Consider the following 25,372-nt stretch of genomic DNA (forward strand, 5'->3'; position numbering starts at 1 on the left):
CCAGGTGGGCGAACTCGGCGACGGGCGACGATACCTGACGTGACGACAGAGTTCGCGGCAATATTCAAGCGGCGGACCGAGCCTGGCGGCGCGCCGGTCCGTACGCGTGGGACCGACTCACGGAAGGCTGGCGCCATGCGGAAACTGATCTACGGCATGAACCTGACCCTGGACGGCTACATCGCCGCACCCGGCGACGACATCGGCTGGAGCGTGCCGAGCGACGAGCTGTTCCAGTTCTGGTCCGACCAGGTGCAGGCCACCGAGCTGTCGCTGTACGGGCGCAAGCTGTGGCGGACGATGAGCTCCTACTGGCCGACCGGCGACCAGCAGCCCGACGCCACCCCGGCACAGATCGAGTTCGCGCGCCGCTGGCGGGACATGTCGAAGGTGGTGTTCTCCTCCACGACCGACAAGGTCGACTGGAACACCCGCCTGGTCACCGGCGACGCGGTCGCCGAGATCACCCGGCTCAAGGCCGAGGACGGCGGCCCGATGGCCGTCGGCGGCGCGACCCTCGCCGGGGCGGCCATGCGGGCCGGGCTGATCGACGAGTACGTACTGGCCACCGCGCCGGTCCTGGTGGGCGGTGGCACGCCGTTCTTCACCGCGCTCGACAGCTGGGTGAACCTGAACCTGGTGGAGACGCGGACGCTTCCCTGCGGCGTGATCCTGACCAGGTACGAGACGAGGCGCTGAGCACCCGTCCCGCGACTCGACCGCTCGCCCGGTCCACCCGAACGTGAATGCCACCCGCCCTGCGAGCGTGGGCGCGACCGCGACCGCGACCGCGCTGGGCGATCACGAGGACGACGGGGGCGCCCCTCCCCCGCCGTCATCGGCGTCCCGACGCCGGCGCTCCGGGCGTCAGCGGACCAGGCGTCAGCGGACCGGCAGGACCCGGGTGTGCTCCTCGCGGACGGCCTCCAGGGCGTTCGGCTGGAGGCCGAGCAGCTTCAGGATGGTCGGCGCGATCTGCTTGGTCTCGACCTTCGCGTCCTGGCGGGCGCCGTTCGGGGTGGCCGCGCCGGAGACGACCAGCGGGACGTCGAGGTCGTCGGGGTGGGCGCCGCCGTGCTCGGCGATCTTGCTGCCGCCGGTGTAGACGACGCCGTACTGGGCGATGCCGAAGACGTCCGGCACCCGGGGGTCGCCGGGCTCGACGCCGAAGTAGTCGGCGGCCGCCTCGCCGGCGTAGGCCTTCTGGACGCCGCTCCTGGTGAAGGGGCGGGGCTTGCCGTTGATGTCGACGCCGTTGCCGTTCTGCGCCAGTAGGTAGTTCTTGGCGAACTCGGTGGCGGTCTCGGAGCGGTCGTTGAGCCAGAGCAGCACGCCGTCGTCGTCGACGGCGTGGGCGACCAGGTCGCCGGCGCCCGGGTGGGCGGCCTTCCAGGCGGCGTTGAGGCCGGCCAGCAGCGGGCCGTCGTCGATCCGGTTGAGCGCGGCCGGGTCGGTCGGGGACTGGCCGTGCTTGGCGGAGAGGATGACGGTGGTGGAGCCGTCCAGGTGCTGCTTGCGCAGTTCGGCGGTCAGCGCGCCGATCTGCTGGTCGACGTACTCCAGGTTCTTCTCCACCAGCGGGCCGGGCACGCCCTTGCCGATGTAGCCGCCCTGGAGGCCCTGGGAGCCGGCGAGCTTCTGCGCGGTCGAGACTGACTGGAAGTTCAGGCCGAACACTGCCGGGGTGCCGACCTTCTGCGCGCGGCTGTGGTCGTAGCCGTCGATCTGGTTGAGGACGGCCTGCACCTTGTACGAGTCGTACTGCTCGGTGGCCTGGTTGTCCTTGGTCCAGTCGCCCTTGTAGCCGGTCGCGTTGCTGTTGATCTCGGGGGTGAAGAGGTCCTGGATGCCGTCGCCCGAGGGGCCGTTGAGGATGTCGTAGGCGGCGTGCTTGTCCGACCACGCGGTGCGCAGCCCGGCCTGGCGGGCCACCTCGAAGACGGTGTTCACCTGGAGGTAGGAATGCGGGTAGACCGGCTTGCAGGTGTCGGGGTCGACGGGCAGCTTGGCCGGGTCGATCAGGGTCTGCGGGCGGCCGGTCATCCGCAGGATGGAGCCGGGCAGTCCGGGCAGGCCCTGGCCGGCGTCGAGCGCGTCCTTGTTCTTGTCCAGGTCCTCGGTGAGGTCCACCTCGGCGCCGGGCTTGGCGCTCTCGCAGTCGGTCGTGCCGGCCGGGAGCAGCGCGGCGTTGTAGGCGTCGTCGTAGTAGACGCCGGTGGTGCCGGGGCCGCCGCCGGTCAGCTGGGCGACCATGCCGGGGAAGGAGTCCGAGGGGTTGGTGGTGCTGGCGTGGGTGTACTCGACACCGCCGCGGACCAGCCGGGCGAGCGCCGACTGCGGGTGCTCGGCCACGAACCGGGCGAGGTCCGACTGGTGCAGGCCGTCGACCGACACCAGCAGGACGTGCTGGGCGTGGGCGCCGCGGCCCTCCTCGGCGGCGGCGGCCTGGGCGACGGTGGATCCGGCCAGCATTCCGGCGGCGCCGATGGTGGCGGCCAGCCGGACATAACGACGGGTCACAGAGGTCTCCTGTGGAGGGGGGAGGTGAGGTGACTGCGGCGGTGCGCCCCCAGCGTGGGAGGTCCTGGTGTACCGGCGGCGGCCGGCACATGAACAACGCCGGACTCCTGCCCGGAGAGCCGCGCGATTTTACCTTGCCCTCACCAACTCGTTGTGCTGTCATGAGGATTGGTGGACCACCTTGGCCGCTGCCGCACCAGCGGCAGCGGTGCCCGGGGGCCCGAACGGGCTAACTCCCCGGGCGCGGCACATCGCCGGCGGCGATCCTGTAGTCCGACCGCCCGGGGCGGTCTTTCCGTGCGCGCCACGAGGTACCGCTGCGAGGTCCCGACGGGCGCCGCACGACGCGCGGGACGAGCCTGCGGGCTCTCCGGAGGCTCCGAGGAAGGAAGCAACAGGTCATGGACGCATCCGCACAGATCGGCGTGACGGGGCTGGCGGTCATGGGCCGCAACCTGGCGCGGAACTTCGCCCGCAACGGCTACACGGTCGCGGTGCACAACCGCACCCCCGCCCGGACCCGGGCCCTGGTCGAGGAGTTCGGCCACGAGGGCCGGTTCGTCCCGGCGGAGTCGCCGCAGGACCTCGTGGCCGCGCTGGAATGGCCGCGCCGGCTGCTGATCATGGTGAAGGCGGGCGGGCCCACCGATGAGGTGATCGAGGAGTTCGCGCCGCTGCTGGAACCGGGCGACATGATCATCGACGGTGGCAACGCCCACTTCGCCGACACCCGCCGCCGGGAGAAGTCGCTGCGCGAGCGCGGCATCCACTTCGTCGGCAGCGGCGTCTCCGGCGGGGAGGAGGGCGCCCTGCTCGGCCCCTCGGTCATGCCCGGCGGCTCCGCCGAGTCCTACACCGTGCTCGGCCCGATGCTGGAGAAGATCAGCGCCCACGTGGACGGCGAGCCGTGCTGCACCCACATCGGCAGCGACGGCGCCGGGCACTTCGTGAAGATGGTGCACAACGGCATCGAGTACGCCGACATGCAGCTCATCGCCGAGGCCTACCACCTGCTGCGGGAGGTCGGCGGGTACGCCCCGGCCGAGATCGCCGACATCTTCCGGCGCTGGAACCAGGGCCGCCTGGACTCGTACCTCATCGAGATCACCGCCGAGGTCCTCGCCCACACCGACGCCGACACCGGCAAGCCCTTCGTCGACATCGTCCAGGACGCCGCGGAGCAGAAGGGCACCGGACGCTGGACGGTACAGACCGCCCTCGACCTCGGTTCCCCGGTCACCGCCATCGCCCAGGCCACCTTCGCCCGGGTCGCCTCCTCCCGCGCCGAACTGCGCGCGGCCTACCGCCCGCTGCCCGGCGGCACCGTGCATGAGATGCGCCCGCACGAGGCCGACCGGTTCACCCGGGACGTCGAGCAGGCGCTGTACGCGTCGAAGGTCATCGCCTACGACCAGGGCTGGACCATGATCCGCGACGCGGCCGCCGAGTACGGCTGGGACATCGACCTCGGCGCGGTCGCGAAGATCTGGCGCGGCGGCTGCATCATCCGGGCCGCCTTCCTGGACCGGATCCGCGCCGCCCACGCGGACAACCCCGACCTGGTCAGCCTGCTCGCCGAGAAGCAGTTCGCCACCGAGATCGCCGACGCCCAGGCCGCCTGGCGCACGGTCGTCGCCGCGGCGGCCCAGCACGGCATCCCGGTACCGGCCTTCTCCGCCGCACTGGCCTCCTACGACACCCTGCGCAGCGAGCACCTGCCCGCCGCCCTGATCCAGGGACAGCGCGACTTCTTCGGCGCCCACACCTACCGCCGCACCGACCGGCCGGGCAGCTACCACACCCGCTGGGCCGAGCCCGGCCGCCCCGAGGAGCGCACGGACAGCGGGGCGTAGCCGGCCCGCGGTTTCACCTCTGGAGGACGCGCCGCAGCCAGCGGGTGCGGGCCTCCTGGGCGTCCCGGGCGAGGGCCGCGTCCGGGGCGAGGGTGTCGAACCCGTGGCAGGCGCCGGGCCACACGTGCAGTTCGGCCTCGCCGCCAGCCCGCCAGATCGCGTCGGCGTAGGCGACGCCCTCGTCCCGGAAGGTCTCGGCGGAGCCCACGTCGACGTACGCGGCGGGCAGCCCGGACAGATCGGTGGCGCGGGCCGGGGCCGCGTACGACGGGAGGTCGGCGGCGCCGTAGCGGTCGCCGAGCACGGCCTGCCAGGCGGTGGCGTTGGAGGCGCGGTCCCAGGTGTCGTGGCCGGCCATCTGGTGGCTGGAGAAGGTGTCGCCCCGGTCGTCGAGCATCGGGCTCATCAGCAGCTGGCCGATCGGCGCCGGACCGCCACGATCCCGGGACAGCAGGGCCAGGGCCGCGGCGAGCCCGCCGCCGGCGCTCTTGCCGCCGATGACCAGGCGCCGGGCGTCCACGCCCAGCGCGTCCGCGTGCCCGGCCACCCAGCCGAGCCCGGCATAGGCGTCCTCCACGGCCCCCGGGAAGCGGGTCCCCGGCGCCAACCGGTACTCGACGGACACCACCGCCAGCCCCAGCGGCAGCGCCCAGGAGCGCAGCAGCCGCGGCAGGACGGACCACGCGTTGCCCGTCACCATCCCACCGCCGTGCAGGTAGTACAGCACCGGCAGCACCTCGCGGACGCCGGCGGGCCGGGCACTGACCAGGGTGACCTCGCCGTCGGCCCCCGGTACCCGCAGCTCCGCCACCTCGAACCGGCCGCCGTCGCGCAGCCGCTCCAGCGTCGGCCGGGGCCGGACGGCCGCGTCCCGTTCCTGCCAGGCCGCCAGGCCCTCGGGGGTGAGCGCCTCCCGCGCCCGCCCACCGGCGGCCTCCACCGCCGCCCGCACCTGCGGATCCAACGGCGGCACCCGCCGGACTGCCGATCCACCCGTCACCGCTGCTCCCCCTCGCCCTGGCACGCCCACTCCCGGCCCAGCCTGCCATTCCCGTCCGCGCGGACGTCCGGCGCCCCCGGACCGCCCTGAGCCGGAACCGGTGCGAGAGGCCGGGCCGGGTGAGGTGCGGGCGCTCGGCGGCTCGGGTGCGCTCGGCGGCCCGCACCGAGGCCGTCCAGCACGTCTCTCGCAGCCACGTCCCCCTTGCTGACGCCCCGCCGGCAGGGCGCGGTCTACCAGCGCAGGAGGTGGCCGCGGGCGGCGAGGTGGTCGAGGGCGGTGCGGGTGGTGGCGCTGGCGCGGGGGTGGTCGCCGTGGGTGAGGTGGGCGAGCTCGGCGATCTCGCCGCACGGGGTGGGGGTGCCCGTGTGGTCGGCGGTGTAGCAGGTGGTGCGGACCAGGGTGCCGGGGGCCTTGTGGTCGGCCGGGGCCTCGATGGTCAGCAGCGGCCGGACGGTGGCCTGGTCCAGCGTGATGCCGAGTTCCTCCCGGATCTCGCGGACGAGCGCCTGGGGGTGGGTCTCACCGGGCTCGGGCTTGCCGCCGGGCAGGTAGTACAGCTCGCGGCCGTGGGTGCGGGTGGTGAGGAGCCGGCCCTCGTCGAGCCGGATCCAGGCCACCTTCTCGATCACGTGGGGCATCGGGGCCTCAGCCCGCGCTCGGGGCGCTCGGGCCGGTCGGGACGCCCGCGACGCGGCGTTCGCCGCCGTTGCGCTGCTGCCAGAGGCGGTAGACGTCGACCGCGCCCTCGCTCGGGGCGTAGCGCATCGGCAGCCGGCGCTCGTCCCAGTTCTTGGCGAACTCGTCGTAGAAGGTGGCGAGTTCGAAGTACTTGCGGTCGTCGACGTAGTGCGGCTCGTAGGCGTCGCGGGTGGTGAGGAAGACCACCTCGTCCGGCGAGCAGTAGTAGAGCGAGCCCAGGCACATCGGGCAGGGGTGGGCCAGCACGTAGATGGTGGTGCCGGTCAGGTGCTCGGTGCCGAGCTTGGTGCAGGCCTCGCGGATGGCGAGGATCTCCGCGTGCGCGGTGGGGTCGTTGGTCTGGGCGACCTTGTTGGCGCTCTCGGCGAGGATCCGGCCGTCCTTGACGATGACGGTCGCGAACGGGCGGCCGCCCTCGGCGACGTTCTGGCGGGCGATGTCGATGGTGCGCTGGGCGAAGTCCACGGTGGCCTCTTCCGGGTCGGATGCAGGTGCGGTACGGGTGCGAGTGCGGGGACGGGCGGGGGTGTGGAGGGGGAGGTGGGGCGGGCGGCGGCCCGCCCCACCGGGAGTCGGGTCAGCAGGGGCGGGTCAGAAGGGCTTGGTCGGCAGGTACTTGCCGTCCAGGGTGATGACGGCGCGCTCGCCGCCCTCGGGGTCGGCGACCTTCTTCACGTCGAGCTTGAAGTTGATCGCGGAGATGATGCCGTCGCCGAACTCCTCGTGGACGAGGGCCTTGAGGGTGGTCCCGTAGACCTGGAGCATCTCGTAGAAGCGGTAGATGGTCGGGTCGGTGGGGATGCCGCCGGGGATCGAGCCGCGGGTGGGGATGGTCTGCAGCAGCAGCGCCGCGTCCTCGTCCAGGCCGAGCAGCTCGGCGACGGCCTCGGCGGCGGTCTTCGGCAGGGCGTGCTGGCCGAGGACGGCGGCGGTGGTGAAGGCCACCGACAGGCCGGACACGTCGGCGATCTGCTGCCAGGTGAGGTCCTTGCGGGTCTTGGCGTCGACGGCGGCGACGGCGAGCGCCTGGCGGGCGGTGGGGTCGAACTGGGCGTGCACCATGGGGGGCTCCTTCGGGTGGACGGCGCTTCGCGGTGGCGCGGAGCGCGCGGGTCGAGGGGTCCGGGTCGCGCGGACGGGGCGGCCCGGGGACTGGGCGATCAGGCCGCGAGTGCGGTCCGGTCGGCGGCGGTGAGGTCTTCGACGCGCCCGGTGGCGATGTCGAAGACCCAGCCGCGCAGGGTGACCGTCCGCTCGGCCAGGGCCCGGGCGACGGACGGATGGGTGGCCAGGTTCGCCAGCTGGGCGAGCACGTTGTGCCGCACCAGGGCCGGGACGTCCCCGGCGGTGGCGGTCCGGGCCACCGAGGCGTCGGCGAGCCGCAGCCAGTCGGCGACGGCCGGGACGCCGCTGAGGTCGTGGCCGTGGGCGAGGGCGGTCATCGCCCCGCACGCGGAGTGCCCGCAGACGACGATGTCCCGGACGCCCAGGGCGGCGACGGCGTACTCGATGCTCGCGGTGACCCCGTCGGCCCCGGGGGTGTAGGCGGGCACCAGGTTGCCGGCGGTGCGGATGACGAACAGCTCGCCCGGCTCGGACCCGGTGATCAGCTCCGGCACGACGCGGGCGTCGGAGCAGCCGATGAGCAGGGTGTGCGGGCTGTGGTGGCCGGCCAGGCGGGCGAAGAGCTCCTCCTTGCCGGGGAAGACGTCCCGCTGGAAGTGCGCGATGCCGTCGGCGAAGTCACGCATGGAATCACTCCCTTTCGTGGCGCCGGGCCGGGGGGCCTGGCGAGATCCACTGTGCATGACCTGGGCGTATAGAGTCCAAGAGCTGCTACCGATGGTTTCCATCGATGAGGTCTATAGTTCGACCATGGCTCTGGAACTGCGCCACCTGCGCTACCTGCTCGCCGTGGCCGACCACGGCAACTTCACCCGCGCCGCCGAGGAACTGCACATCTCCCAGCCCACGCTCTCCCAGCAGATCAAGCAGCTCGAACGGACCCTGGGCACCCAGCTGCTGGACCGCACCGGACGCACCGTGCGCCTCACCGACGCCGGCCAGGCCTACGCCCACCACGCCCGCCGCGCGCTGCGGGACCTCGCCGCCGCCGAACGCGCCGTCCACGACGTCCAGGACCTCTCCCGCGGGCAACTGCGCCTGGGCATCACCCCCACCTTCACGGCCTACCTCGTCGGCCCGCTCGCCGCCGGACTCCACGAGCGGCACCCCGGCATCACCCTCACCGTGCGGGAGACCAGCCAGGACGGCATCGAAACCGGCCTGCTGACCGACGAGTTCGACCTCGGCATCGCCTTCCGGGGCCCCCACCCGCCCGGCGTCACCGCCACCGACCTGTTCACCGAGACCCTCACCCTGGTCACCGGCGTCGGCCGGCTGCCTGCTGGCCCGCTGCCCGTGCGGGACCTCGCCGAGCACCGACTCGCCCTGCTCAGCGGCGACTTCGCCACCCGCGGGCACATCGACGACTACTTCGCCCGCCACCGCGTCAGCCCGCGCATCGCCGTCGAGGCCAATTCCATCCAGGCCCTCACCGAGGTCGTCCAGCGCACCCCGCTCGCCACCGTGCTGCCGGACGCCGTCACCCACGACCACCCCCGGCTCGCCCGGATCCCGCTCGACCCGCCCCTGCCCACCCGCACCGTCACCCTCCTGCACCGCGCCGACGCCTACCGCAGCGCCGCCACCCGCGCCTTCACCGCCCTCGTCCACGACCTCGTCCGCGCCCGCGGCTACCCGCCGGCCACCTGAACACCAGGCGACCGGCGGGCCCGGTCACGCTCAGCCGGCCGAGGGCGCGCCGAACCAGCGGGCCAGGGACGGCCGCAGGGTCGCCGGGGTGCTCACCCAGCAGACATGGCCGTCCGGACGGATCAGCATCGGCTCGACGGGCGCACCCCGGCCGGCCCGGTCCACCCGGTCCGACCAGGGCGCGGCGGCCTCGGCGAGGGTGCCCTCGGGGTCGAGCAGCACGCCGCGCCCGGACCGCAGGAGTTCGTACACCCGGGCCGGGCCGAGGTCGACGTCCGGCACGGGCCGCCCCAGGAGCGGGTGGTCGCCACCGTCCGGCATCGGGTAGCGGATGGCCGTTCCGGACATCAGGGCGGCCAAGTGGCGCCGCACGTCCGGCAGTTCGCTCAGCTCGACGAAGACGTCCCGGGTGGCCAGCACGTCCGGGTCGCGGGTGCCCACCCAGTCCATCAGCAGGCTCTGCGCCTGGACGTTGCGCAGCGCCAGCGCCCCGGCCAGGTGGCGTTCGGCGTGGTAGCTGTCGAGCAGGCCGTCCGGCGCCCAGCCCCGTACGGCGGCGCCGAGCTTCCAACCCAGGTTGAAGGCGTCCTGTATGCCGCCGTTCATGCCCTGGGCGCCGAGCGGGAGGTGGACGTGGGCAGCGTCGCCGGCCAGGAACACCCGCCCGTGCCGGTACTGGGCGGCCTGCCGGGCCGCGTTGGTGATCCGGCGGGCGTGGCAGAGTTCGAGCAGTTGCACCCGCTCGCCGAACACGGCGCGCAGCCCGTCGCGGATCTCCTCCTCGGTGATCGGGACGTCCCTGGGCAGCGACCGGCCCGGCCCGCCCATGGCGAGCCGGCGCAGCGGCCGGCCCCGGCCGTCGGTGCCGAGCGGGAACAGTCCCGCCCAGGCGCCGTCGGCAGCGCGGTGGTGCGTCGGCAGGCCGTCGGCGCCGCTCAGCCGCACATCGGCGGCGATGGTGGTCAAGGTGCCTGCCCGGCCCGGGAATTCGGCCTTCAGCAGGGACCGCACCGCGCTGTGGCCGCCGTCGGCGGCGACGAGGTAGCGGGCGCGGACGGCACGGCCGTCGGCGAAGGTCGCGGTGACGGCGTCCTCGTCCTGGCTGAGGCCGACCAGTTCGTGGTCGCGCCGGACATGGAGGCCCTGATCGGCGAGGTGGCGCTCGAAGAAGGCCTCCAGTTCGACCTGGGGGACGGAGCGCCAGGGCTGCCGGGGGCGGAAGGCCGTCCGGGCCGCTTCGGCCTCGGGGGCCTGGACGGGCGCCAGCGGGATGCCCGCGAAGTGGCCGTCGCCGACCGGGTGGTCCCCGCCGGCCAGCAGCGGTGCCAGCAGCCCGCGCTGGTCGAGCGCCTCCAGCGTGCGGGTCTGCACGCCGCCCGCCCTGGACAGGGTGCTGCGCTCCGGCAGCCGGTCGGCCAGTACGGTCCTGGCCCCTGCCAGCAGCAGTTCACCGGCCGCCGTCATCCCGGTGGGGCCCGCGCCGACCACGAGTACGTCGGTGTCCATGGTTCCTCCCTGGTTCCGTCGATCGGCTGCTCCGCCGATCGGTCGCCCAGCCGGCCGGTCGTTCCGGTCCGTGGCTCCGGCCGGTCGTTCCCGGCCGTGGTCCCGGCCGGTGGTTCCCGGCCGCGGTGTCGGCCGGCCGTCCCGGCCGGTCGTCCTGGCGACGGGACCAACGCTCCGTCCGCCGGGGGGCCTTGGGCCAGTGAGGGGCCCGATGGTGCCGGTATCCGACGCCGACTACCCTCGGCACGGTGGAATCCGACTACGACGAGCTGGACCGCCGCCTCGTCCACGCCCTGCAGATCGACGGCCGGGCCCCGTTCAGCACGATCGCCGCCGCCCTCGGGGTGTCGGACCGCACCGTCGCCCGCCGCTACGCCGCGCTGCGCTCCACCGGCGCGCTGCGGGTGCTCGGCGGCGTCGACCCGACCGCGCTCGGCGCGGTGCTCTGGCTGCTGCGCGTGCGCTGCGCGCCCAACGCGTCGGTCGCGGTCGCCGAGGCGCTCGCCCGGCGCCCCGACACGTCCTGGGTGAGCCTCACCTCCGGCGGCACCGAGATCACCTGCTCCGTCCGCACCGAGACCGACGCCGACAGCGAGGCCCTGCTGCTGGCCCGGCTCCCCCGCACCCCGCGCGTCGAGGGTGTCAGCGCCCACTCCGTCCTGCACTCCTTCTACGGCGGCCCGGACAGCCTGATCGCCAAGCTCGGCCCGCTGGACGCCACGGCCGTCGAGGCGCTGCGCCCGCCCCCGCTTCCGCACCGGCCCGGCCCGGCACGGCTCGACGACGGAGACCGCCGGCTGCTCGCCGCCCTGGCCGCCGACGGCCGCGCCGGGTTCGAACAGCTGGCCGCGGTGACCGGCTGGTCACCCACGACGGTCCGGCGCCGGATGACGGAGCTGCGCGAACGCGGGGTGCTCTACCTGGACCTCGACTGCGACCCGCGCCTGCTCGGCATCGGCACCCGGACCCTGCTGTGGCTCTCGGTCGCTCCCCCGCACCTGGAGGAGGCCGGCGAAACCCTGGCCGGGCACCCCGAGGTGGCCTTCGCCTGCGCCACCACCGGGCCGACCAACCTGTACGCCAGCGTGGTCTGCGCCGACCATCGGGCGCTGTACCGGTACCTCACCACCCGGGTCGCGGCCCTGCCGGCCGTCACCCACGTCGAGACCGCGCCGGTGATCCGGACCGTCAAGCAGGCCGCGAACCGGGTGTAGCGGCCGGGGTGCGCCGGGGTGCGCCGGGGTGTCCGCCTCCCGGGAGGGAGGTGGGCCGCCCCGATGGGTCGTCAGACCCGCATCTGTTCGAGGATGCCCGTGGTGTCTCCTGACGGCCCCCGTAAATGCGTTGAGGGTCTCAGGTGGTTCGTGAATGATCCGCTGCATGACCATCTATCTGGAGACCGAGCGCCTGACGCTGCGCCGATTCACTGCTGACGACGCGGACCTGTTGATCGAGTTGGACAGCGATCCGGCGGTGATGCGCTTCCTCTCCGGTGGGGAGGGGACGCCTGCGGAGGTCGTCCGCGAGAGCCATCTGCCGAACATCATCGCCGGCTACGAGAGGTGGGGCGGCGAGCTCGGGTTGTTCGCCGCGTTCGAGAAGGACGGCGGGGCGTTCATCGGCTGGTTCTGTCTGCGACCCGCGAAGGACGGCCCGAAGGACGAGGCCGAGCTCGGGTACCGGCTGCGGCAGGCGGCCTGGGGCAAGGGCTATGCCACCGAGGCCTCGCGGGCCCTGCTGCGCAAGGGGTTCGGCGAGCTCGACCTGCGCATGGTCTGGGCCGCGACGATGGCGCTGAACCGCAGTTCGCGCAACGTCATGGAGAAGGTGGGCATGACGTTCTCCCATCCCCTCCCCACCCCGGACGACATGCTGATGGTCGAGGGCGCCGACCTCGGCGGCGTGCAGTTCGAGATCACGAAGGAGCAGTGGGAGCAGCGCTGACCTCCCGCCCTGTCCGGCCGTGCGGCACGGAGGCGGGTGAGGACGGCCAGGACGCGGCGGTCGCCTTCGGCGGGGTCGAGGTCGAGTTTGGTGAAGGTGTTGGCGCAGCGCTTCACCACGGAGGCTTCGACGACGTCCTCCCCGTCCTGGACGCCGACGGCCTCGTACCAACGGACGGCGAGCTCGCCGACCGGTACCGGCCGTGGCCGCCCCCGGCAGGTCCCGGCAGGTCACGCCCGGTGCCGCCGGTGCCGCCCGGTCACGCCCGGCACCGCCCGGCGCTGAGCCGTCAGGGCCGGTCGGCCGCCTCCCGGAGCGCGTCGAGCAGGCCGCGCACCGCCGGGTGGGCCAGTGCGGTCTCCCGGACGGCGGCGTGGACGGTACGGACCGGTTCGGGGCGGCGCACCCGGCGGACCACGACGCCGGGGTGGCGGCTGCTGAGCCCCAGCCTCGGCATCACGGCCACCCCGAGCCCGGCGGCGACGAAACCCCGGGCGGTGGCATGGTCCTGACCGTCCACCACGAAGTCGGGGCTGAAACCGGCGGCCGCGCAGGCCTGGAGCACGGGTTCCAGGCAGGGGCCCGGCGGCTCGCTGCCGACCCACGGCTCCTCGGCCAGGTCGGCGAGGTCGAGGACACGTTTCGCGGCCAACGGGTGGTCCGCCGGGAGGACCGCCACGTACGCGTCGTCGAGCAGGTGGACCGTCCGGACGCCCGGCGCCGGTTCCTCGGTGCCGCCGATCACCAGCGCGAGGTCGGCTCGGCCGTCCGCCACCTCGCCCAACGGGTCCTCGGGGTCGTGCAGCCGCAGGTCGATCCGCACCCCCGGGTGTTCCCGGCGCACCCGGGCGACGGCGGGCGCGACCAGCCGGGCCCCGACGGTCGCGAAGTAGCGGATGGAGAGCCGGCCGGTCCGGCCGGCCCGCAGTTCGGCCAGGGCGGTCTCCGCCTCGGCGACGTTGCGGCTGATGGTGGCGGCGTGCTCGGTCAGCAGCCGTCCGGCCTCCGTCGGACGGACGCCCCGGCCGGCCCGTTCCAGCAGGGCGATCCCGGCCTCCCGCTCCAGGGTCGCGATCTGCTGGCTCACCGCTGACGGGGTGTACCCCAGGTTGGCCGCAGCGGCGGTGACCGAGCCGCTGCTGACGACGGCCCGCAGCACCTGCATGCGCCTCACATCGATCATGTAGCCCAGCTTAACGGACCTGAAGATCTTTTCGCTTGTGCTGTCGAATGGGCCCGGGCAGCGTTCCTCCCATGAGAACCGCAAGCCTGTACTGGTCACGCGTGGGAATCCTCGCGCTGCTCTGGGGATCCACCTTCCTGTGGATCCGACTGGCCCTGGACGGCCTGCAGCCGGCCCAGGTCACGGTCGTCCGCTGCGCCCTGGGGGCGGTCGTCCTGGTGGCACTGTGCTTCGCCCGGGGCCTGCGGCTGCCGCGCTCGGCCGGGACCTGGCGGCACATCATGGTGGCCGCCTTCTTCTGCAACGCCCTGCCGTTCACCCTGCTCAGCCTCGGCCAGCAGAGCGTCGACTCCGGCCTGGCCGGCGTGCTGAGCGCGACGACTCCGCTGTGGTCGCTGCTGATCGGTCTCGCCGTCGGCACCGAGCGCCCGGGCCCGTTCCGCCTGGGCGGGCTCCTGCTCGGGTTCGGCGGCACGCTGCTGATCTTCGCGCCCTGGCAGCACGGCCGGGCGCTGGGCTGGGGAGCCCTCGCCGTCCTCGGCGCCTCGTTGAGCTACGCCATCGCCTTCGGCTACATGCGGCGCCACCTGGTCGGCCGGGGTACGCCCACCCTCTCCCTGTCCGCCGCCCAGCTGATCGCCGCGACCGGACTGACCGCGCTGGCACTTCCCGCGGGCGGCTCACCGCCGGCCCATCCCGGCGCGACCCCGCTGATCGCCGCGGCCGTGCTCGGGGTCTTCGCCACCGGGGTGACGTTCCACCTCACCTACCGGATCATCGCCAGCGAAGGCGCCACCGATGCCGCCACCGTCGGCTACCTGCTGCCCGTGGTCTCGATCCTGCTGGGCGCGCTCGTCCTCGGCGAGCCCGTCGGCCCGAGGACCCTCGCGGGAATGGCCGTCGTACTCGCCGGGGTGGCGCTGACCCGGCTGCGCAAGGCCCCCGCACCGGCCGGCGCGAGGTGACGATGACGCCCCAATCCCCCTGGCGGGTAACGGACTTCCGCACCCTGTTCGCCGCGACCATGCTCAGCCAGCTCGCCACCAACGTCAGCTACGTCGCCGTCCCGCTCATCGCCGTATCCGCCCTCGACGCGACTCCGGCCGTGGTCGGCCTGCTCGGGACGCTGGGCACCGCCGCCTTCCTCCTCATCGGCCTGCCCGCCGGAGCCTGGGTGGACCGGCTGCACCACCGCGGGGTGCTGATCACCGCGGACCTGTCCCGCGCTTTGCTCTTCGCCTCCGTACCGCTCGCCTGGTGGCAACACGCCCTCACGGTCTGGCAGTTGTCCGTGGTCGTGCTGCTGAACGGCGCCGCGACCGTCTTCTTCGACATCGGCTCACAGAGCGCGCTCCCGCACCTCGTCGGCCGGGACGCGCTGGTACGGGCCAACGCCGCCGTGGTGAGCCTGATCGCCCTCGGCAACGTCGCCGGGCGCGGCGCGGGCGGCGCGCTGGTCCAGGTGCTGACGGCTCCGGTGGCGGTCGCCGCCACGGCCGCGTGCTACCTCGCCTCCGCCCTGCAACTCACCGCACTGCACCGGTCCCCGGCCTCCCCCGCCCCCGGACCGCCCGCCCGGCTGCGGGACCAGATCGCGGACGGCCTGCGCCACGTCTTCGGCCATCCGGAACTCCGGGCGCTCGCGCTCACCGCCACCCTCGCCAACCTCGGCTCGCAGATCGTCAACACCACGCTCCCGTTCCTCTTCCTGCGCGAACTCGGCCTGTCCGCAGGCACCCTGGGCCTGTTCTGGGCGGCGGGCGGGGCCGGCCTGCTGCTCGGCGCCCGGTGCGCCCGCCCGTGGGCCGCCCGACTCGGCCACGGCCGTACCCTCGCCCTGGCCGGCCTCTGGCTGTCCCCGACCGGCCTGCTGGTGCCGCTGGCCGGCCACGGGGCCTGGCTGTGGCTCGCCGGGTGCGGCTGGGTCCTGGCCATGTTCAAGATCGGTATGGACAACGTGCTCGGCGTGAGCCTGCGCCAGCGGATGACCCCCGACCCCCTGCTCGGCCGGATGAACGCCACCTTCCGCTTCCTTCTCACCGGAGCCCTCGCCGTCGGCTCCGCGATCGCCGGCGCGATCGGTCAACTGGGCGGCGTGCACCTCGCGCTGTGGGTGGGCGGTGCTCTGATCGCGACGGCCTTCCTGCCGGTCTTCCTCTCCCCGGTGCGCCACCGCCGCGCCCTTCCGCCGCAGTCCACTCCGGTCGACCGAAGTGCGGGCCGACCCGAGCCGACGCGAACCGGTCCGCCGGCCACCGGCGACGGGGCGCCCTAGGCTCACCGGGTCACGGATGCAAGCCCTGAGGTCACGCCCGGGTCGTCGGATCCGAGCCACCGGAACAGGGTGTTGTTCTTGGCCTGGCCCGGCTTGCCGGGGCCCGAGGTGCCGATCCCGAGGGCGGAGCGGACGAAGCTTCGGGCGCCGTCGGCGCCGATCAGGTGGTCCGCCCGGATCGTCCGGCCAGCGGCGAGGACGGCCGTCACCTGGTCCGCGTCCTGGAAGTCCCCATGCCGCTGGGCTCGTCGGTTCCACGGCCCGCGGCCCCGGCGGGCCCGCCGTCGCTCCCTGCAAGGCGGCCCATTGGTCCCGGAGCTGCCCGCACACCCCCGGCTTGTACGCTTGCGGTTGTCCGGAAGATCTGCGGTTTCTTGAAGGGAAGGCCCTGTGCGCGTCCGCCGGTGGATATGTGTGGTCGCGGGAGCCGTCGCGCTGAGCAGCCCGACGGCCGCCTATGCCCGTGGTGGGGGCGGCGGTCACGGGTTCGGGGGCAGCGGGGGCGGGGGCGGCCATGGCGGCGGCGGTGCCGGCTTCCACGGGTCGACTGGCGGCGGCTCCGGAGTCGGCTTCGGGACCGGCTTCGGGACCGGTTTCGGAGCCGGTGGCGGTGGGCTCGTCGCCGTGCTGGTGATCGTGGCCGTGGTCCTGCTGATCCTGTGGCTCAGGTCCCGGCGCCGCAAGGCGGCATTGGCAGGCGACCTGAACACGGTCTCGGACCGCACGGCGCACCGCGCGGACGCCCAGGCGCGCGAGCGCGCCGCCCGGGTCTCGGCCCGGGTCGATGCCATCGCCGACACCGATGCGACCTTCGACCGCGCGGCACTCGAGCGCCGCGCCGTGTGGCTGTACGTGACGGCCCAGCGGGCCTGGACCGGACACGACCACGCCACGCTGCAGCAGATCCTGTCCCCCGTGCTGTACGGCAAGTGGGCCGAGGAGCTGCGCGACTACGAATCGCGTGGCGAGGTCAACGTCGTGGAGATCGTCGACGGTCCGGTGGTCGAGCTGGTCCACGTCGCCAACCGGGCGGGCGAGCTGAACGACACCGTGACCTTCCGGATCACCGCGACGCTCCGCGACTACGTACGCAGCGGCGACGGCCGGCAGGCCGTGCGCAAGGACGGCTCGACGCGCCCGGTCGAGTACTGGACACTGCGCAAGAGCGCGGCCGGCGAGTGGATCGTGTCCTCACTCGAGCAGGCCGGCGAGGGAGCGCACCACCTGAGCAGCGCCATCGAGACCGACGGCTGGGACCAGAAAGAGGTCGCCCGGGACGCGGTGCTCGAGGTCGCGCAGAAGAGCACGGTCACCGGGGCGAGCGATGTCCTCTCCCTCACCAACATCTCGTGGAGCACGGACGCCGACACCGCCGCCGGCGATCTGAGCGTCCTCGACGGCCGCTTCGACAGAGCGGTTCTCGAGGTCGCCGTCGAGCGGTTCCTCGAGGAATGGGTCATGAACGACGGCAGCCTCGACTTCACCCCCGTCCGCACGCCCCGCCGGACCGTCCTGCGCGAGGCCACCGTCACGTCCGTCACGGTGCGCTCGCTGGTCTCACGCGAGCCGGTCGTCTTCCGCGTCGCGGTCGACGCGCAGGGCGTCTACTACGAAGTCGACCGCCGCACCGAACAGGTGCTGCGCGGTGACGCGCACAAGCGCAGGCCGATCGCCTTCACCTTCGACCTGCGGCTGGACGACACCTCGGCCAAGGCATGGACCGTGATCGCCACCGACACCCCCTAGCCACACCCCCCGCCACACCCCCCGCCGCCACCACCGGCCCAGTACCGAGCGACTGTCCATATCCGTGGATCGGTCGGGCCTGGCTTCGCTCGGTGGGTCGACCTCGGAGCCGTGCTCGTGTGGGGGACATGGTGCAGTCCGCTCCCCGCGTGCGGGTGTGCCGGTCCCACCGTTCCGTTGCTCGTCGCTTCGGCCTCCTGTCCAGCAAGGCGACGGTCCGCTCCGTACGCAGTCGGCCGCCGGGCGGACACCTGTCCGATCCGTTCAAGGCTCCCGCACATGACGACGCAGAAGATCGAACTGCATGTGCATCTGGAGGGGTCGATCCAGCCGGAGACGCTGCTGGAGATCGCCCGGCGTAACCACGAGTCGCTGCCCGTCGACACGGTCGAAGGCCTGGCTGAGCTCTACCGGTTCACCGATTTCCGTCACTTCGGCCGTACGGTTCCGGCCAAGTGGGAACCGGGTGTCCGGCGGTTCCACGACTCCGCTTAGAGGCACCCGGGAGCACGCGCCAAGACATGTCCCTGACAGGACAACGCGGCGGTGGCGGCCGGACCGGGCAGCGGGCGTTCCGTTTGAAGGTCCGGCGGTTCGGTGGTTCCGGCCAAGGTGTACGGCACCTGTTCCCCAGGACCCGCCGGTCGCGGAGGATTTCAGTCCCCGCCCAGGCGTTCCAGCCGGGAGTGGATGAGGTGGACCCGCGTCCTGCCATGTCGCGGGTTCCGGCGGGCGTCGACGGCATGGGAGGGGCCTTGTCCACAGGTGCCGGCAGAGCGCGGTCGTCCGCGCGGTCGTGGTTGCGGTGGATCGTCTTCGCGGTGGCGACGGTGTTGGTGGCTTCGCTGCTCCAGGCGGGAGTCCTGCCATCGGCACAGGCGTCCGCGTCCGCGGCGTCGAGGACGGTGCCGCGGGATCTGCCGATCCTGTCGGTCCCGTCAGCGGCCGAGCAGCAGCCGCGGGCCGAAGTGCGGCAGCCGAAGGCCGACTTCGCGCCCTTGGCGACCGGCGGGCATCCGCGGTTCGGCGCGCGCGGATCCGCGCGCGCCGCGGCCCCGGCGGCGCCGCAGACCAGCATGGTCTCCCCGGTCGATGGTGCCGTGGTGGGTACGGAGACGCCTGCGCTGCAGGTGGCCGCGGCCGGTGACGGCGTCCTGTACTGCTTCAAGATCTCCACCGGGTTCGACGGTCGTTCGGGCAGCGTGGTGGACTCCGGGTGCCTCGACCAGCCGCAGTGGACGGTCCCCAAGCACGTGTTGCACGACGGCGGCCGTTACACCTGGACGGCGGCCACCGCGATGTCCGGCGAGACGACCGCGACGCCGCCGCAGTGGGTCGGGCACTTCACGGTCAACCAGCGGGTCGGCGACCCGGGGCCGGCACCGACCGACCACCTGGGCCCGGTGACGGTGAACCTGTTCAACGGCAACGCACACGTCGAGGCCGCCGGGCCCGCGTTCCAGACCGTCGGCGGACCGGCCGGGGTGAACCTCGCCTACAACTCCCGGCAGGGCGCCCCGCACGGCGTGCGCGCCTCGTACTTCAACGATGCGCGGCACGCGGGCGCCCCGGACGCGACCCCGGTGATGGTGCGCGGCGAGTCGCAGGTCAACCTGGACTGGGGCATCCCGTGGACCGGCAACCCGGACAACCTGCCGTGGCGGGACAACCCGATGCCGCCGGCCCTGGACAAGAACTGGTTCGTCGTGCGCTGGGAGGGCCAGTTCAAGGCCCCGGTGACCGGGGACTTCCGGTTCGCCGGCGCGCACACCGACGGCGCGCGGGTCTGGTTGGGCGACAAGCTGGTCTACGACAACCCCGACCCCGCCGATCCCGGGGACGACTTCCTGCTGCCCGGCCCGCACCAGGACCACGATGTCGCCTTGAAGGCCGGCCAGCTGGTGCCGATCCGCGTCGAGCTGTACCACCACTCGGACCAGCGTCCCCGCATGGTGCTGTGGGCCAAGAGCTCCGTCGGCGCCGATGACCAGCGCAGCCACAACCTCGAACCGCGGATCGTGCCGACGGAGTGGCTGTTCTCGTCGGATTCGGAGTCGTTGCCGGCGGGGTGGACGCTGTCGGCGCAGTCCAGCGGCTACAGCCATGCCGAGATGCTGGACGGTTCGGTGGTGCTCACCGACGGAGCCGGCGGCAAGCACACCTGGGCCAAGGCCTCCTCCGGCGGCTACACGCCGCCGGTGGGTGAGGACGGCGTGCTCGCCTTCGACGCCTCGGGGCGGATCACGCTCACCGAGGGCGACACCGTCTCGCTGTTCAACCCCGACGGCACGCTCGCGGCGGTGGAGTCGGTGCTGGACGGCAGGAAACCGGCCGCACTGCAGTACGTCTACAGCGGGACACCGCCGCGGCTGACCCAGATCAAGGACCCGGTCTCCGGCCGGTCGCACCAGCTGTTCTACAACACCGATGGCAGCGACGGCTGTTACGGCGCAGCGTCCCGGCCGCCGGGCTCCGACCCGGCACCGCCGCAGATGCTGTGCCGGGTCCGCTACTGGGACGGCAGCGAGACCCGGCTGTGGTACCAGATGGGCACCCTGGCCCGGGTCGAGAATCCCGGCGCGGTCATGCAGGACTTCGACTACCTCGGCCGGGCCTCGGCCAAGCAACGCTACGACCAGGCCGGGGACAACGAGGAGGAGAAGCAGAAGGCCCTGGACAGCATCGGGCCGCTGGCCACCATCCGCGGCAGCCTGGCCTACGACTGGGTGGCGCACCAGGCCCCGTCCGCGGAGAACGGGTGCACCAACACCGGTGACATCGCCGCCGCCTGTACGGTCATCGGCTACGACTCCGTGACCGAACAACCCCAGGAGCCGCCCGCCCTGCGCGCGGTGCAGGTGCTGGCACCTGCCCCGGACGGCCGTTCGAGCGGGCTGCGTGCCGAGCACTTCTACCAGTACTACCTGGAGCGCAAGCAGGCCACCGTGGCTCTGGCCGGGGTGTACGACTCCACCCGTTCGCGCACCGTGACCTACGACGACGCCGGCCGCGCCCTGGTCACCACCGACTTCACCGGGGCGAGCATCGCCGCGGAGTGGAACACCAAGGACCAGGCCACCGCGTCCGTCGACAGCGCGGGCCGCCGCTCCACCACGGTCTACGACCACGCCGACCGCCCGGTCGACAAGTACGGGCCCGCGCCGGCGTCCTGCTTCACCGGCCAGACCCCGACACCCGCCTGCGCGGCCACGATGCCGCACACCCACACCACCTACGACGAGGGCTTGGCGGGGCTGTCCGCCGCCTTCTACGACAACCCGGAGCTGGCGGGTGTCCCGACGGTGTTCGCCACCGGGGTCGGCGCCGCCGACGGGGCACTGTCACGGTCGTGGGCGGCGAGCCCGCCGGTGGCGAACACCGGCGGCTGGTCCGCACGCTTCACCGGCGAGCTGCAGTTCCCGGCCGCCGGGGAGTACGGCCTCGGGTTCACCGCGGTCGACGGGGTCCGCCTGTGGGTCGACGACGTCCTGACCGTCGACGGCTGGGGCGACAAATCCGCCACCGCGGTCACCGGAAAGTACGTCAACACCACGGCCGGCGGCCGGCACCGTGTCCGCGTCGACTACTACAACCGCTCCGGCACGACTGGAGCCCTGGACTTCACCTGGACCCCGCCCGGCGCCGGCGCCCCCGCCCCGGTGCCCGGGACGAACCTCGCGCCCCGGTACGGGTGGGCGACGGGTACGACCACCGACGACACCTCCGGCGGGGACAAGGAACGGGCGCCGTCCAGGCACACCGCCAGCAGCTACTCGGATCCGGGCGCGGGCATCGACCCGGCGTACGGGCTCCCGGTGTCCACTACGGCTGACCCCGGCGGACTGGGCCTGACCGCCCGGACCACCTACGAGCGGCCTGGCGAGGGCTATCTGCGCAGGCTGGCCACGGCCATGCCCGCCGGCGACATCGCCAACCCCGACAAGCGCGGCACGACCGTCTACTACGGCGACAGCGAGAGCCGCGCCAACCCCTGCGACCCGAACGCTCCCGCCGCCAACCAGGGCGGCATGGCCAAGACCGCCACGGCCGCCAAACCGGGCAACGGACCAGCGCTCACCGGCGAGACGGTGTACGACGAGGCCGGCCGTGTGGTGGCCCAGCGCATCAACGACGAGGCATGGGCCTGCAACAGCTACGACGTACGCGGTCGGGTGGTGAGGAAGAGCGCGCCCGCCTACGGCGGCAAGGCGGCGCGCACCGTCGTCACCGACTACGCCGTCGGCGGTGACCCGCTGACTTCGAAGGTGACCGACGAGAACGGGTCGATCACCACCGTGATCGACCTGCTGGGCCAGGAGGTCGGCTACACCGACGCCAACGGCGTCACCTCCACGGCCACCTACGACCAGGTCGGGCGGCTGACGACGGACACCACCACCGTCAAGGGCGTGTCCAGTACGGTGGCATACGCCTGGAACACCGCCAACCAGTTGACCAACGTCACGGTGGACGGGGTCACGGCCGCCACCCCCGCCTACGACGCCGCCGCCGAACTGGCCGGTGTCGCCTACGGCAATGGATCCCGCCTCGCCTCGTTGGCACGCAACGACGCGGGCAAGTCATCGGCGTTGACGTGGAAGACCTCGGCATCCACGGTGGTCGACACGGTCGCCCGCTCCCGCGACAACCGCGTCACCGACGACGCAGTGACCGCGGACGGGAAGCCCGTCGCGAACTACTCGTACACCTACGACGCCCTGGGCCGACTGACCGCGGCGACCGTCCCGCACCACCAGCTCGGCTACCGGTTCGACCCGGCCGAGGGCTGCGGTACGAACAAGGCGGCCGGCCGGAACACCAACCGGACCTCGTCCACCGACAGCCTCGAAGGCGCTCCGGCGGTCACCACCACCTACTGCTTCGACGACGCCGATCGGCTGACCTCCACCAGCGGCGGCCTGACGCTGACAGTGGCCTACGACACCCACGGCGACACGGTCACGCTCGGGGGCGACACCCTCGGCTACGACTCCACCAGGCGGCACGTCCAGACCACGACCGCGTCCGGTACGTCGATCTCCTACACCAGGGACCCGGCCGACCGGCTGATCGCCCGCACGATCGCCGGTGCCGCCGACGTGTCGAAGAACGGGACCACCCGCTACTCCTACAGTTCCAAGCACGACGACGCGGACCTCATCCTGGGCAAGGACGGCAGCCTGCTCCAGCGCATCGTGGCGCTGCCCGGCGGGGTGCTGCTGACCAAGAACTACGACAAGGCCGCCACCACCAACTGGGCCTATCCGAACATCCACGGCGACGTGCTGTTCACCGCAGACGGGTCCGCCACCCGCACCGGCGACATCCGCCTCTACGACCCGTACGGCCAGAACATCGGCCCCGCCACCGGCGCCTTGACCGACATCCCCGTCCCGGCCACCGCGGCCGGTGGGATGGACTTCGGGTGGTTGGGCCAGCACGAGCGGCCGGTGGAGCACCTGGCCGGCCAGCAGGCCATCGAGATGGGCGCACGCGTCTACCTGCCGGTGCTCGGCCGCTTCCTGCAGGTCGACCCGGTGCAGGGCGGGTCGGCCAACGACTACGACTACGTCAACGCGGACCCGATCAACGGCCTGGACCTCGCCGGCACCTTCGGTTGGAAATCGGTCGTCTCCACCGCCACCAAGGCGGCGGAAGTGGTGGCCTTCGTGCCGGGCCCGATCGGGACGGTCGCCTCTGGCGCGGCCGCGGCCGGGCAACTGGCGCAAGGGCACTACAAAGAAGCCGCCATGGACGCGCTCGGTGCCGTCCCCGGCGGCAAGCTCGCCAGCACCCTCGCAAGATCCGCCGCGAAGGAAGCGTCGACCGTCGGCAAAGCCGCCCAAGCCGCGGAGAAGTGCAACTCCTTCGCCACGGACACCCCTGTGGTGATGGCCGACGGCACCACCAAACCCATCAGCTCCGTTCAGATCGGCGACCAGGTCCAAGCCACCGACCCGGCCACCGGTCACACCGCGGCTGAACCCGTCACGGACGTCATCGTCGGCCACGGCACGAAACACCTGATCGACATCGGCCTCGACACCCGGACCCCGACGACGATCACCGCCACCGCCAATCACCCCATCTGGGTCCAAGGCCGAGGCTGGACGGACGCGGGCGACCTGCGACGCGGCGACCAGGTCCGCGGCCCACGCGGCGCCGACGCCGTGACCGTCACGGCGGTGAACGATCGCGGGGACGTCGATGGCCAGACCGTCTACAACCTCACCGTTGGCCAGATCCATACCTATTTCGTGCTGGCGGGGCCGACGCCGGTCTTGGTGCACAACAACAGCTGTGGCCTTCCGCAGGAGGGGGTCTACGCGTTCAAGGACAGGGCGGACCCGCAGGGGCGGCTGTACGTGGGGCAGACCAATGACTTCGACCGTCGACTGGGTGAACACGTCAGGAACGGCAGGACGGAGAAAGGTGACGACGTCCTCCTCGTCCACGTCCCCGGCGGCAAGGGCTCTCGCGAGAAGGCGGAGGCCTCGCTCATCGACGAGCTCGGCGGCAAGGGCAACCTGTCCAACAAGGTCAACTCCCCAGGGCACAGGCCGTAGGGGCACGACGAAAGGAGCACATCGGTGACAAGAAGAGCAACAAGAAGACCAACCCTATGGAGGAGAGCGACCGTTGTCGCGGCGGTGCTGTGCGCGGCCGTGGGGATCATGACGTCCCCTGCTGCCGCGCATGAGGAGAGCGGTGCGTCGGTCACGGCACTGGTCCAGCTGACGTTCACCAACGTCAGCAACGGGAAGCTGCTGGACGTCCAGGACGGCAGCTACGACGACAACGCGGCCATCTCCGTCAACCCGGCGCCGGGGTCCGCCACCACGTGGCGCATCAACACGGGCACCAGCCTCGGCTCGGGCTTCGCCATCGCCAACGCCACCACCGGCAAGTGCGTGGACCTGACCACCGCCGGCTACCAACTGCGGCAACAGCCCTGTGACGGGCGGGCGTCCGAACAGTGGTACTTCCAACCGGTCGCCGGATCGGCACAGAAGGCGTTCAGGATCCGCCAGGTCGGCGACAACTCCTGCCTGACCGTCCAGATACCTCCCGCCAGCGACAACTGGGCGTACACCTACCGGTGCGACAACACGCCGTACCAGCAGTGGACGCTGCCCACCGAGGTCTACCAGACGGCGTGGAACACCGCCGTGGACTACGCGGCCGCCCGGTGCAACAAGGACACTGCGACCTGCTCGTGGACCACGAGCAGCCAGACACCGCCGTTCACGCTGCCGGAGCAGTGCGTCTCCCCGATCTGGTTCAACGACACCTCGACCACGATCCCGTGGGAGTTCTCGCTGAGCACCACCACGGGGTGGAGCAACACCATCGGCTTCAAGCTGGGGGGAAGCCTGAAGGTCGGCGGCGACATCGGTCTCGCCAAGGTCGAGCTGGAAATCACCGGTGAGATCAACGGCGCGACCACGGTGGACCTCAAGCAGGAGCTGGGCAGCAAGCTGACCGTGAGCGTGCCTCCGCGCCAGTACGGGTGGGTCACGCTGTCCGAACTGGCCACCAAGGCCACCGGAACCTTCACGTTCGACGCCCAGGGCTTCCCCTGGACCGCCGACGACACCATCACGGTGCCCCTCAAGTACGACAACAACGGCGGCGCGAGCATCTACAGCGCGCGGACCAGGCCCACGTTCACCAACTGCGCCGGAACCGCGTAGCGGCGCCCAACCGGTCCTGGACGCGGCGGCCCCGGTAGTCCGGGGACCGTCGCGTCCAGGCCGGCCCCATGAGGTTCCGGGTGCGCCACGGCCCCTACGGCGCCGAGCGGTCCGCCTGACCGGAGGCCGCCGAGCGTCGGACGTCTCCGGCCGGTCGGCCGGATTCGTCGAGCC

20 protein-coding genes and 1 pseudogene are annotated in these 25,372 nt (G+C 72.6%); 11 read left to right on the forward strand and 10 right to left on the reverse strand.

What is annotated here, in order from left to right:
- Window positions 1–135 precede the first annotated feature (135 nt).
- A complete protein-coding gene (locus ACZ3YL_RS05020) occupies window positions 136–699 on the forward strand; it encodes a dihydrofolate reductase family protein (protein WP_465655479.1) in 564 nt (187 codons plus the stop codon).
- 183 nt (window positions 700–882) lie between these two features.
- Here ACZ3YL_RS05020 and ACZ3YL_RS05025 read toward each other — a convergent pair whose 3' ends face one another.
- The gene (locus tag ACZ3YL_RS05025; protein ID WP_465655481.1) at window positions 883–2,520 is read right to left on the reverse strand and encodes an alkaline phosphatase family protein; all 1,638 of its coding nucleotides are present in this window, start codon (window positions 2,518–2,520) and stop codon (window positions 883–885) included.
- A 401-nt stretch (window positions 2,521–2,921) separates the two neighbouring features.
- Between ACZ3YL_RS05025 and gndA the strand changes: the two genes are divergently transcribed.
- On the forward strand, window positions 2,922–4,373 hold the full coding sequence (gene gndA, locus ACZ3YL_RS05030) for an NADP-dependent phosphogluconate dehydrogenase (protein WP_465655483.1): 1,452 nt from the start codon (window positions 2,922–2,924) through the stop codon (window positions 4,371–4,373).
- Between the two features lie 13 nt (window positions 4,374–4,386).
- On the opposite strand, the gene ACZ3YL_RS05035 is transcribed toward gndA, so the two are convergent.
- The 5 genes from ACZ3YL_RS05035 to ACZ3YL_RS05055 form a co-directional block, all read right to left on the reverse strand.
- A complete protein-coding gene (locus tag ACZ3YL_RS05035) occupies window positions 4,387–5,373 on the reverse strand; it encodes an alpha/beta hydrolase (protein WP_465655485.1) in 987 nt (328 codons plus the stop codon).
- A 233-nt stretch (window positions 5,374–5,606) separates the two neighbouring features.
- Window positions 5,607–6,014: an NUDIX hydrolase gene (locus ACZ3YL_RS05040; RefSeq protein WP_465655487.1), complete on the reverse strand. Its 408-nt coding sequence runs from the start codon at window positions 6,012–6,014 to the stop codon at window positions 5,607–5,609.
- Window positions 6,015–6,021: 7 nt separating this feature from the next.
- The gene (locus ACZ3YL_RS05045; RefSeq protein ID WP_465655489.1) at window positions 6,022–6,540 is read right to left on the reverse strand and encodes a nucleoside deaminase; all 519 of its coding nucleotides are present in this window, start codon (window positions 6,538–6,540) and stop codon (window positions 6,022–6,024) included.
- 126 nt (window positions 6,541–6,666) lie between these two features.
- The gene (gene cynS, locus ACZ3YL_RS05050) at window positions 6,667–7,137 is read right to left on the reverse strand and encodes a cyanase (RefSeq protein WP_188309543.1); all 471 of its coding nucleotides are present in this window, start codon (window positions 7,135–7,137) and stop codon (window positions 6,667–6,669) included.
- 98 nt (window positions 7,138–7,235) lie between these two features.
- Window positions 7,236–7,826, reverse strand: coding sequence for a carbonic anhydrase (locus tag ACZ3YL_RS05055; RefSeq protein WP_188309542.1), 591 nt, complete (start codon window positions 7,824–7,826; stop codon window positions 7,236–7,238).
- Between the two features lie 124 nt (window positions 7,827–7,950).
- On the opposite strand from ACZ3YL_RS05055, the gene cynR reads away from it, so the two are divergent.
- Window positions 7,951–8,850, forward strand: coding sequence for a transcriptional regulator CynR (gene cynR / locus ACZ3YL_RS05060; protein ID WP_188309541.1), 900 nt, complete (start codon window positions 7,951–7,953; stop codon window positions 8,848–8,850).
- A gap of 30 nt (window positions 8,851–8,880) precedes the next feature.
- On the opposite strand, the gene ACZ3YL_RS05065 is transcribed toward cynR, so the two are convergent.
- Window positions 8,881–10,356, reverse strand: coding sequence for an FAD-dependent monooxygenase (locus ACZ3YL_RS05065; protein ID WP_465655492.1), 1,476 nt, complete (start codon window positions 10,354–10,356; stop codon window positions 8,881–8,883).
- A 248-nt stretch (window positions 10,357–10,604) separates the two neighbouring features.
- Here ACZ3YL_RS05065 and ACZ3YL_RS05070 point away from each other — a divergent pair, with 248 nt between their 5' ends.
- Window positions 10,605–11,570 (forward strand): Lrp/AsnC family transcriptional regulator, encoded by a 966-nt coding sequence (locus ACZ3YL_RS05070; RefSeq protein WP_465655495.1) that lies wholly within the window; start codon window positions 10,605–10,607, stop codon window positions 11,568–11,570.
- A 166-nt stretch (window positions 11,571–11,736) separates the two neighbouring features.
- Window positions 11,737–12,300, forward strand: coding sequence for a GNAT family N-acetyltransferase (locus ACZ3YL_RS05075; RefSeq protein ID WP_465655497.1), 564 nt, complete (start codon window positions 11,737–11,739; stop codon window positions 12,298–12,300).
- A gap of 14 nt (window positions 12,301–12,314) precedes the next feature.
- Here ACZ3YL_RS05075 and ACZ3YL_RS05080 read toward each other — a convergent pair.
- Window positions 12,315–12,434: pseudogene (locus ACZ3YL_RS05080) on the reverse strand (DNA-binding response regulator); the annotation flags it as partial.
- Between the two features lie 155 nt (window positions 12,435–12,589).
- Window positions 12,590–13,483, reverse strand: coding sequence for a LysR family transcriptional regulator (locus tag ACZ3YL_RS05085; protein WP_188309537.1), 894 nt, complete (start codon window positions 13,481–13,483; stop codon window positions 12,590–12,592).
- Window positions 13,484–13,554: 71 nt separating this feature from the next.
- Between ACZ3YL_RS05085 and ACZ3YL_RS05090 the strand changes: the two genes are divergently transcribed.
- Both ACZ3YL_RS05090 and ACZ3YL_RS05095 read left to right on the forward strand, forming a co-directional pair.
- Window positions 13,555–14,448: a DMT family transporter gene (locus ACZ3YL_RS05090; RefSeq protein ID WP_465655499.1), complete on the forward strand. Its 894-nt coding sequence runs from the start codon at window positions 13,555–13,557 to the stop codon at window positions 14,446–14,448.
- A gap of 2 nt (window positions 14,449–14,450) precedes the next feature.
- Window positions 14,451–15,758 carry an MFS transporter gene (locus ACZ3YL_RS05095; protein WP_465655501.1) on the forward strand — a complete coding sequence of 436 codons (1,308 nt, stop codon included), beginning with the start codon at window positions 14,451–14,453 and terminating at the stop codon, window positions 15,756–15,758.
- 2 nt (window positions 15,759–15,760) lie between these two features.
- Here ACZ3YL_RS05095 and ACZ3YL_RS05100 read toward each other — a convergent pair whose 3' ends face one another.
- Window positions 15,761–16,201 carry an FAD-dependent oxidoreductase gene (locus ACZ3YL_RS05100; RefSeq protein ID WP_465655729.1) on the reverse strand — a complete coding sequence of 147 codons (441 nt, stop codon included), beginning with the start codon at window positions 16,199–16,201 and terminating at the stop codon, window positions 15,761–15,763.
- 181 nt (window positions 16,202–16,382) lie between these two features.
- On the opposite strand from ACZ3YL_RS05100, the gene ACZ3YL_RS05105 reads away from it, so the two are divergent.
- The 4 genes from ACZ3YL_RS05105 to ACZ3YL_RS05120 all read left to right on the forward strand — a co-directional run bounded on the left by ACZ3YL_RS05105 (window position 16,383) and on the right by ACZ3YL_RS05120 (window position 25,198).
- Window positions 16,383–17,504, forward strand: a complete 1,122-nt coding sequence (locus ACZ3YL_RS05105) for a TIM44-like domain-containing protein (RefSeq protein WP_465655503.1) — start codon at window positions 16,383–16,385, stop codon at window positions 17,502–17,504.
- A gap of 279 nt (window positions 17,505–17,783) precedes the next feature.
- Complete coding sequence (locus tag ACZ3YL_RS05110) at window positions 17,784–17,999, forward strand: hypothetical protein (protein ID WP_188309534.1); 216 nt, start codon at window positions 17,784–17,786, stop codon at window positions 17,997–17,999.
- Between the two features lie 608 nt (window positions 18,000–18,607).
- Window positions 18,608–24,070, forward strand: a complete 5,463-nt coding sequence (locus ACZ3YL_RS05115; RefSeq protein WP_465655505.1) for a PA14 domain-containing protein — start codon at window positions 18,608–18,610, stop codon at window positions 24,068–24,070.
- Window positions 24,071–24,178: 108 nt separating this feature from the next.
- Window positions 24,179–25,198 carry a ricin-type beta-trefoil lectin domain protein gene (locus ACZ3YL_RS05120; protein WP_188309532.1) on the forward strand — a complete coding sequence of 340 codons (1,020 nt, stop codon included), beginning with the start codon at window positions 24,179–24,181 and terminating at the stop codon, window positions 25,196–25,198.
- The last annotated feature ends 174 nt before the right edge of the window (window positions 25,199–25,372 follow it).

It is taken from the genome of Kitasatospora sp. NPDC023176 (assembly GCF_055560495.1).

Bases quoted from the DNA above. Each gene is read 5' to 3' on its own strand.
- ACZ3YL_RS05020 (WP_465655479.1), top strand. From the start codon at position 136: ATGCGGAAACTGATCTACGGCATGAACCTGACCCTGGACGGCTACATC.
- gndA (WP_465655483.1), top strand. From the start codon at position 2,922: ATGGACGCATCCGCACAGATCGGCGTGACGGGGCTGGCGGTCATGGGC.
- ACZ3YL_RS05040 (WP_465655487.1), bottom strand. From the start codon at position 6,014: ATGCCCCACGTGATCGAGAAGGTGGCCTGGATCCGGCTCGACGAGGGC.
- cynS (WP_188309543.1), bottom strand. From the start codon at position 7,137: ATGGTGCACGCCCAGTTCGACCCCACCGCCCGCCAGGCGCTCGCCGTC.
- ACZ3YL_RS05055 (WP_188309542.1), bottom strand. From the start codon at position 7,826: ATGCGTGACTTCGCCGACGGCATCGCGCACTTCCAGCGGGACGTCTTC.
- cynR (WP_188309541.1), top strand. From the start codon at position 7,951: ATGGCTCTGGAACTGCGCCACCTGCGCTACCTGCTCGCCGTGGCCGAC.
- ACZ3YL_RS05065 (WP_465655492.1), bottom strand. From the start codon at position 10,356: ATGGACACCGACGTACTCGTGGTCGGCGCGGGCCCCACCGGGATGACG.
- ACZ3YL_RS05075 (WP_465655497.1), top strand. From the start codon at position 11,737: ATGACCATCTATCTGGAGACCGAGCGCCTGACGCTGCGCCGATTCACT.
- ACZ3YL_RS05085 (WP_188309537.1), bottom strand. From the start codon at position 13,483: ATGATCGATGTGAGGCGCATGCAGGTGCTGCGGGCCGTCGTCAGCAGC.
- ACZ3YL_RS05090 (WP_465655499.1), top strand. From the start codon at position 13,555: ATGAGAACCGCAAGCCTGTACTGGTCACGCGTGGGAATCCTCGCGCTG.
- ACZ3YL_RS05095 (WP_465655501.1), top strand. From the start codon at position 14,451: ATGACGCCCCAATCCCCCTGGCGGGTAACGGACTTCCGCACCCTGTTC.
- ACZ3YL_RS05110 (WP_188309534.1), top strand. From the start codon at position 17,784: ATGACGACGCAGAAGATCGAACTGCATGTGCATCTGGAGGGGTCGATC.
- ACZ3YL_RS05120 (WP_188309532.1), top strand. From the start codon at position 24,179: ATGACGTCCCCTGCTGCCGCGCATGAGGAGAGCGGTGCGTCGGTCACG.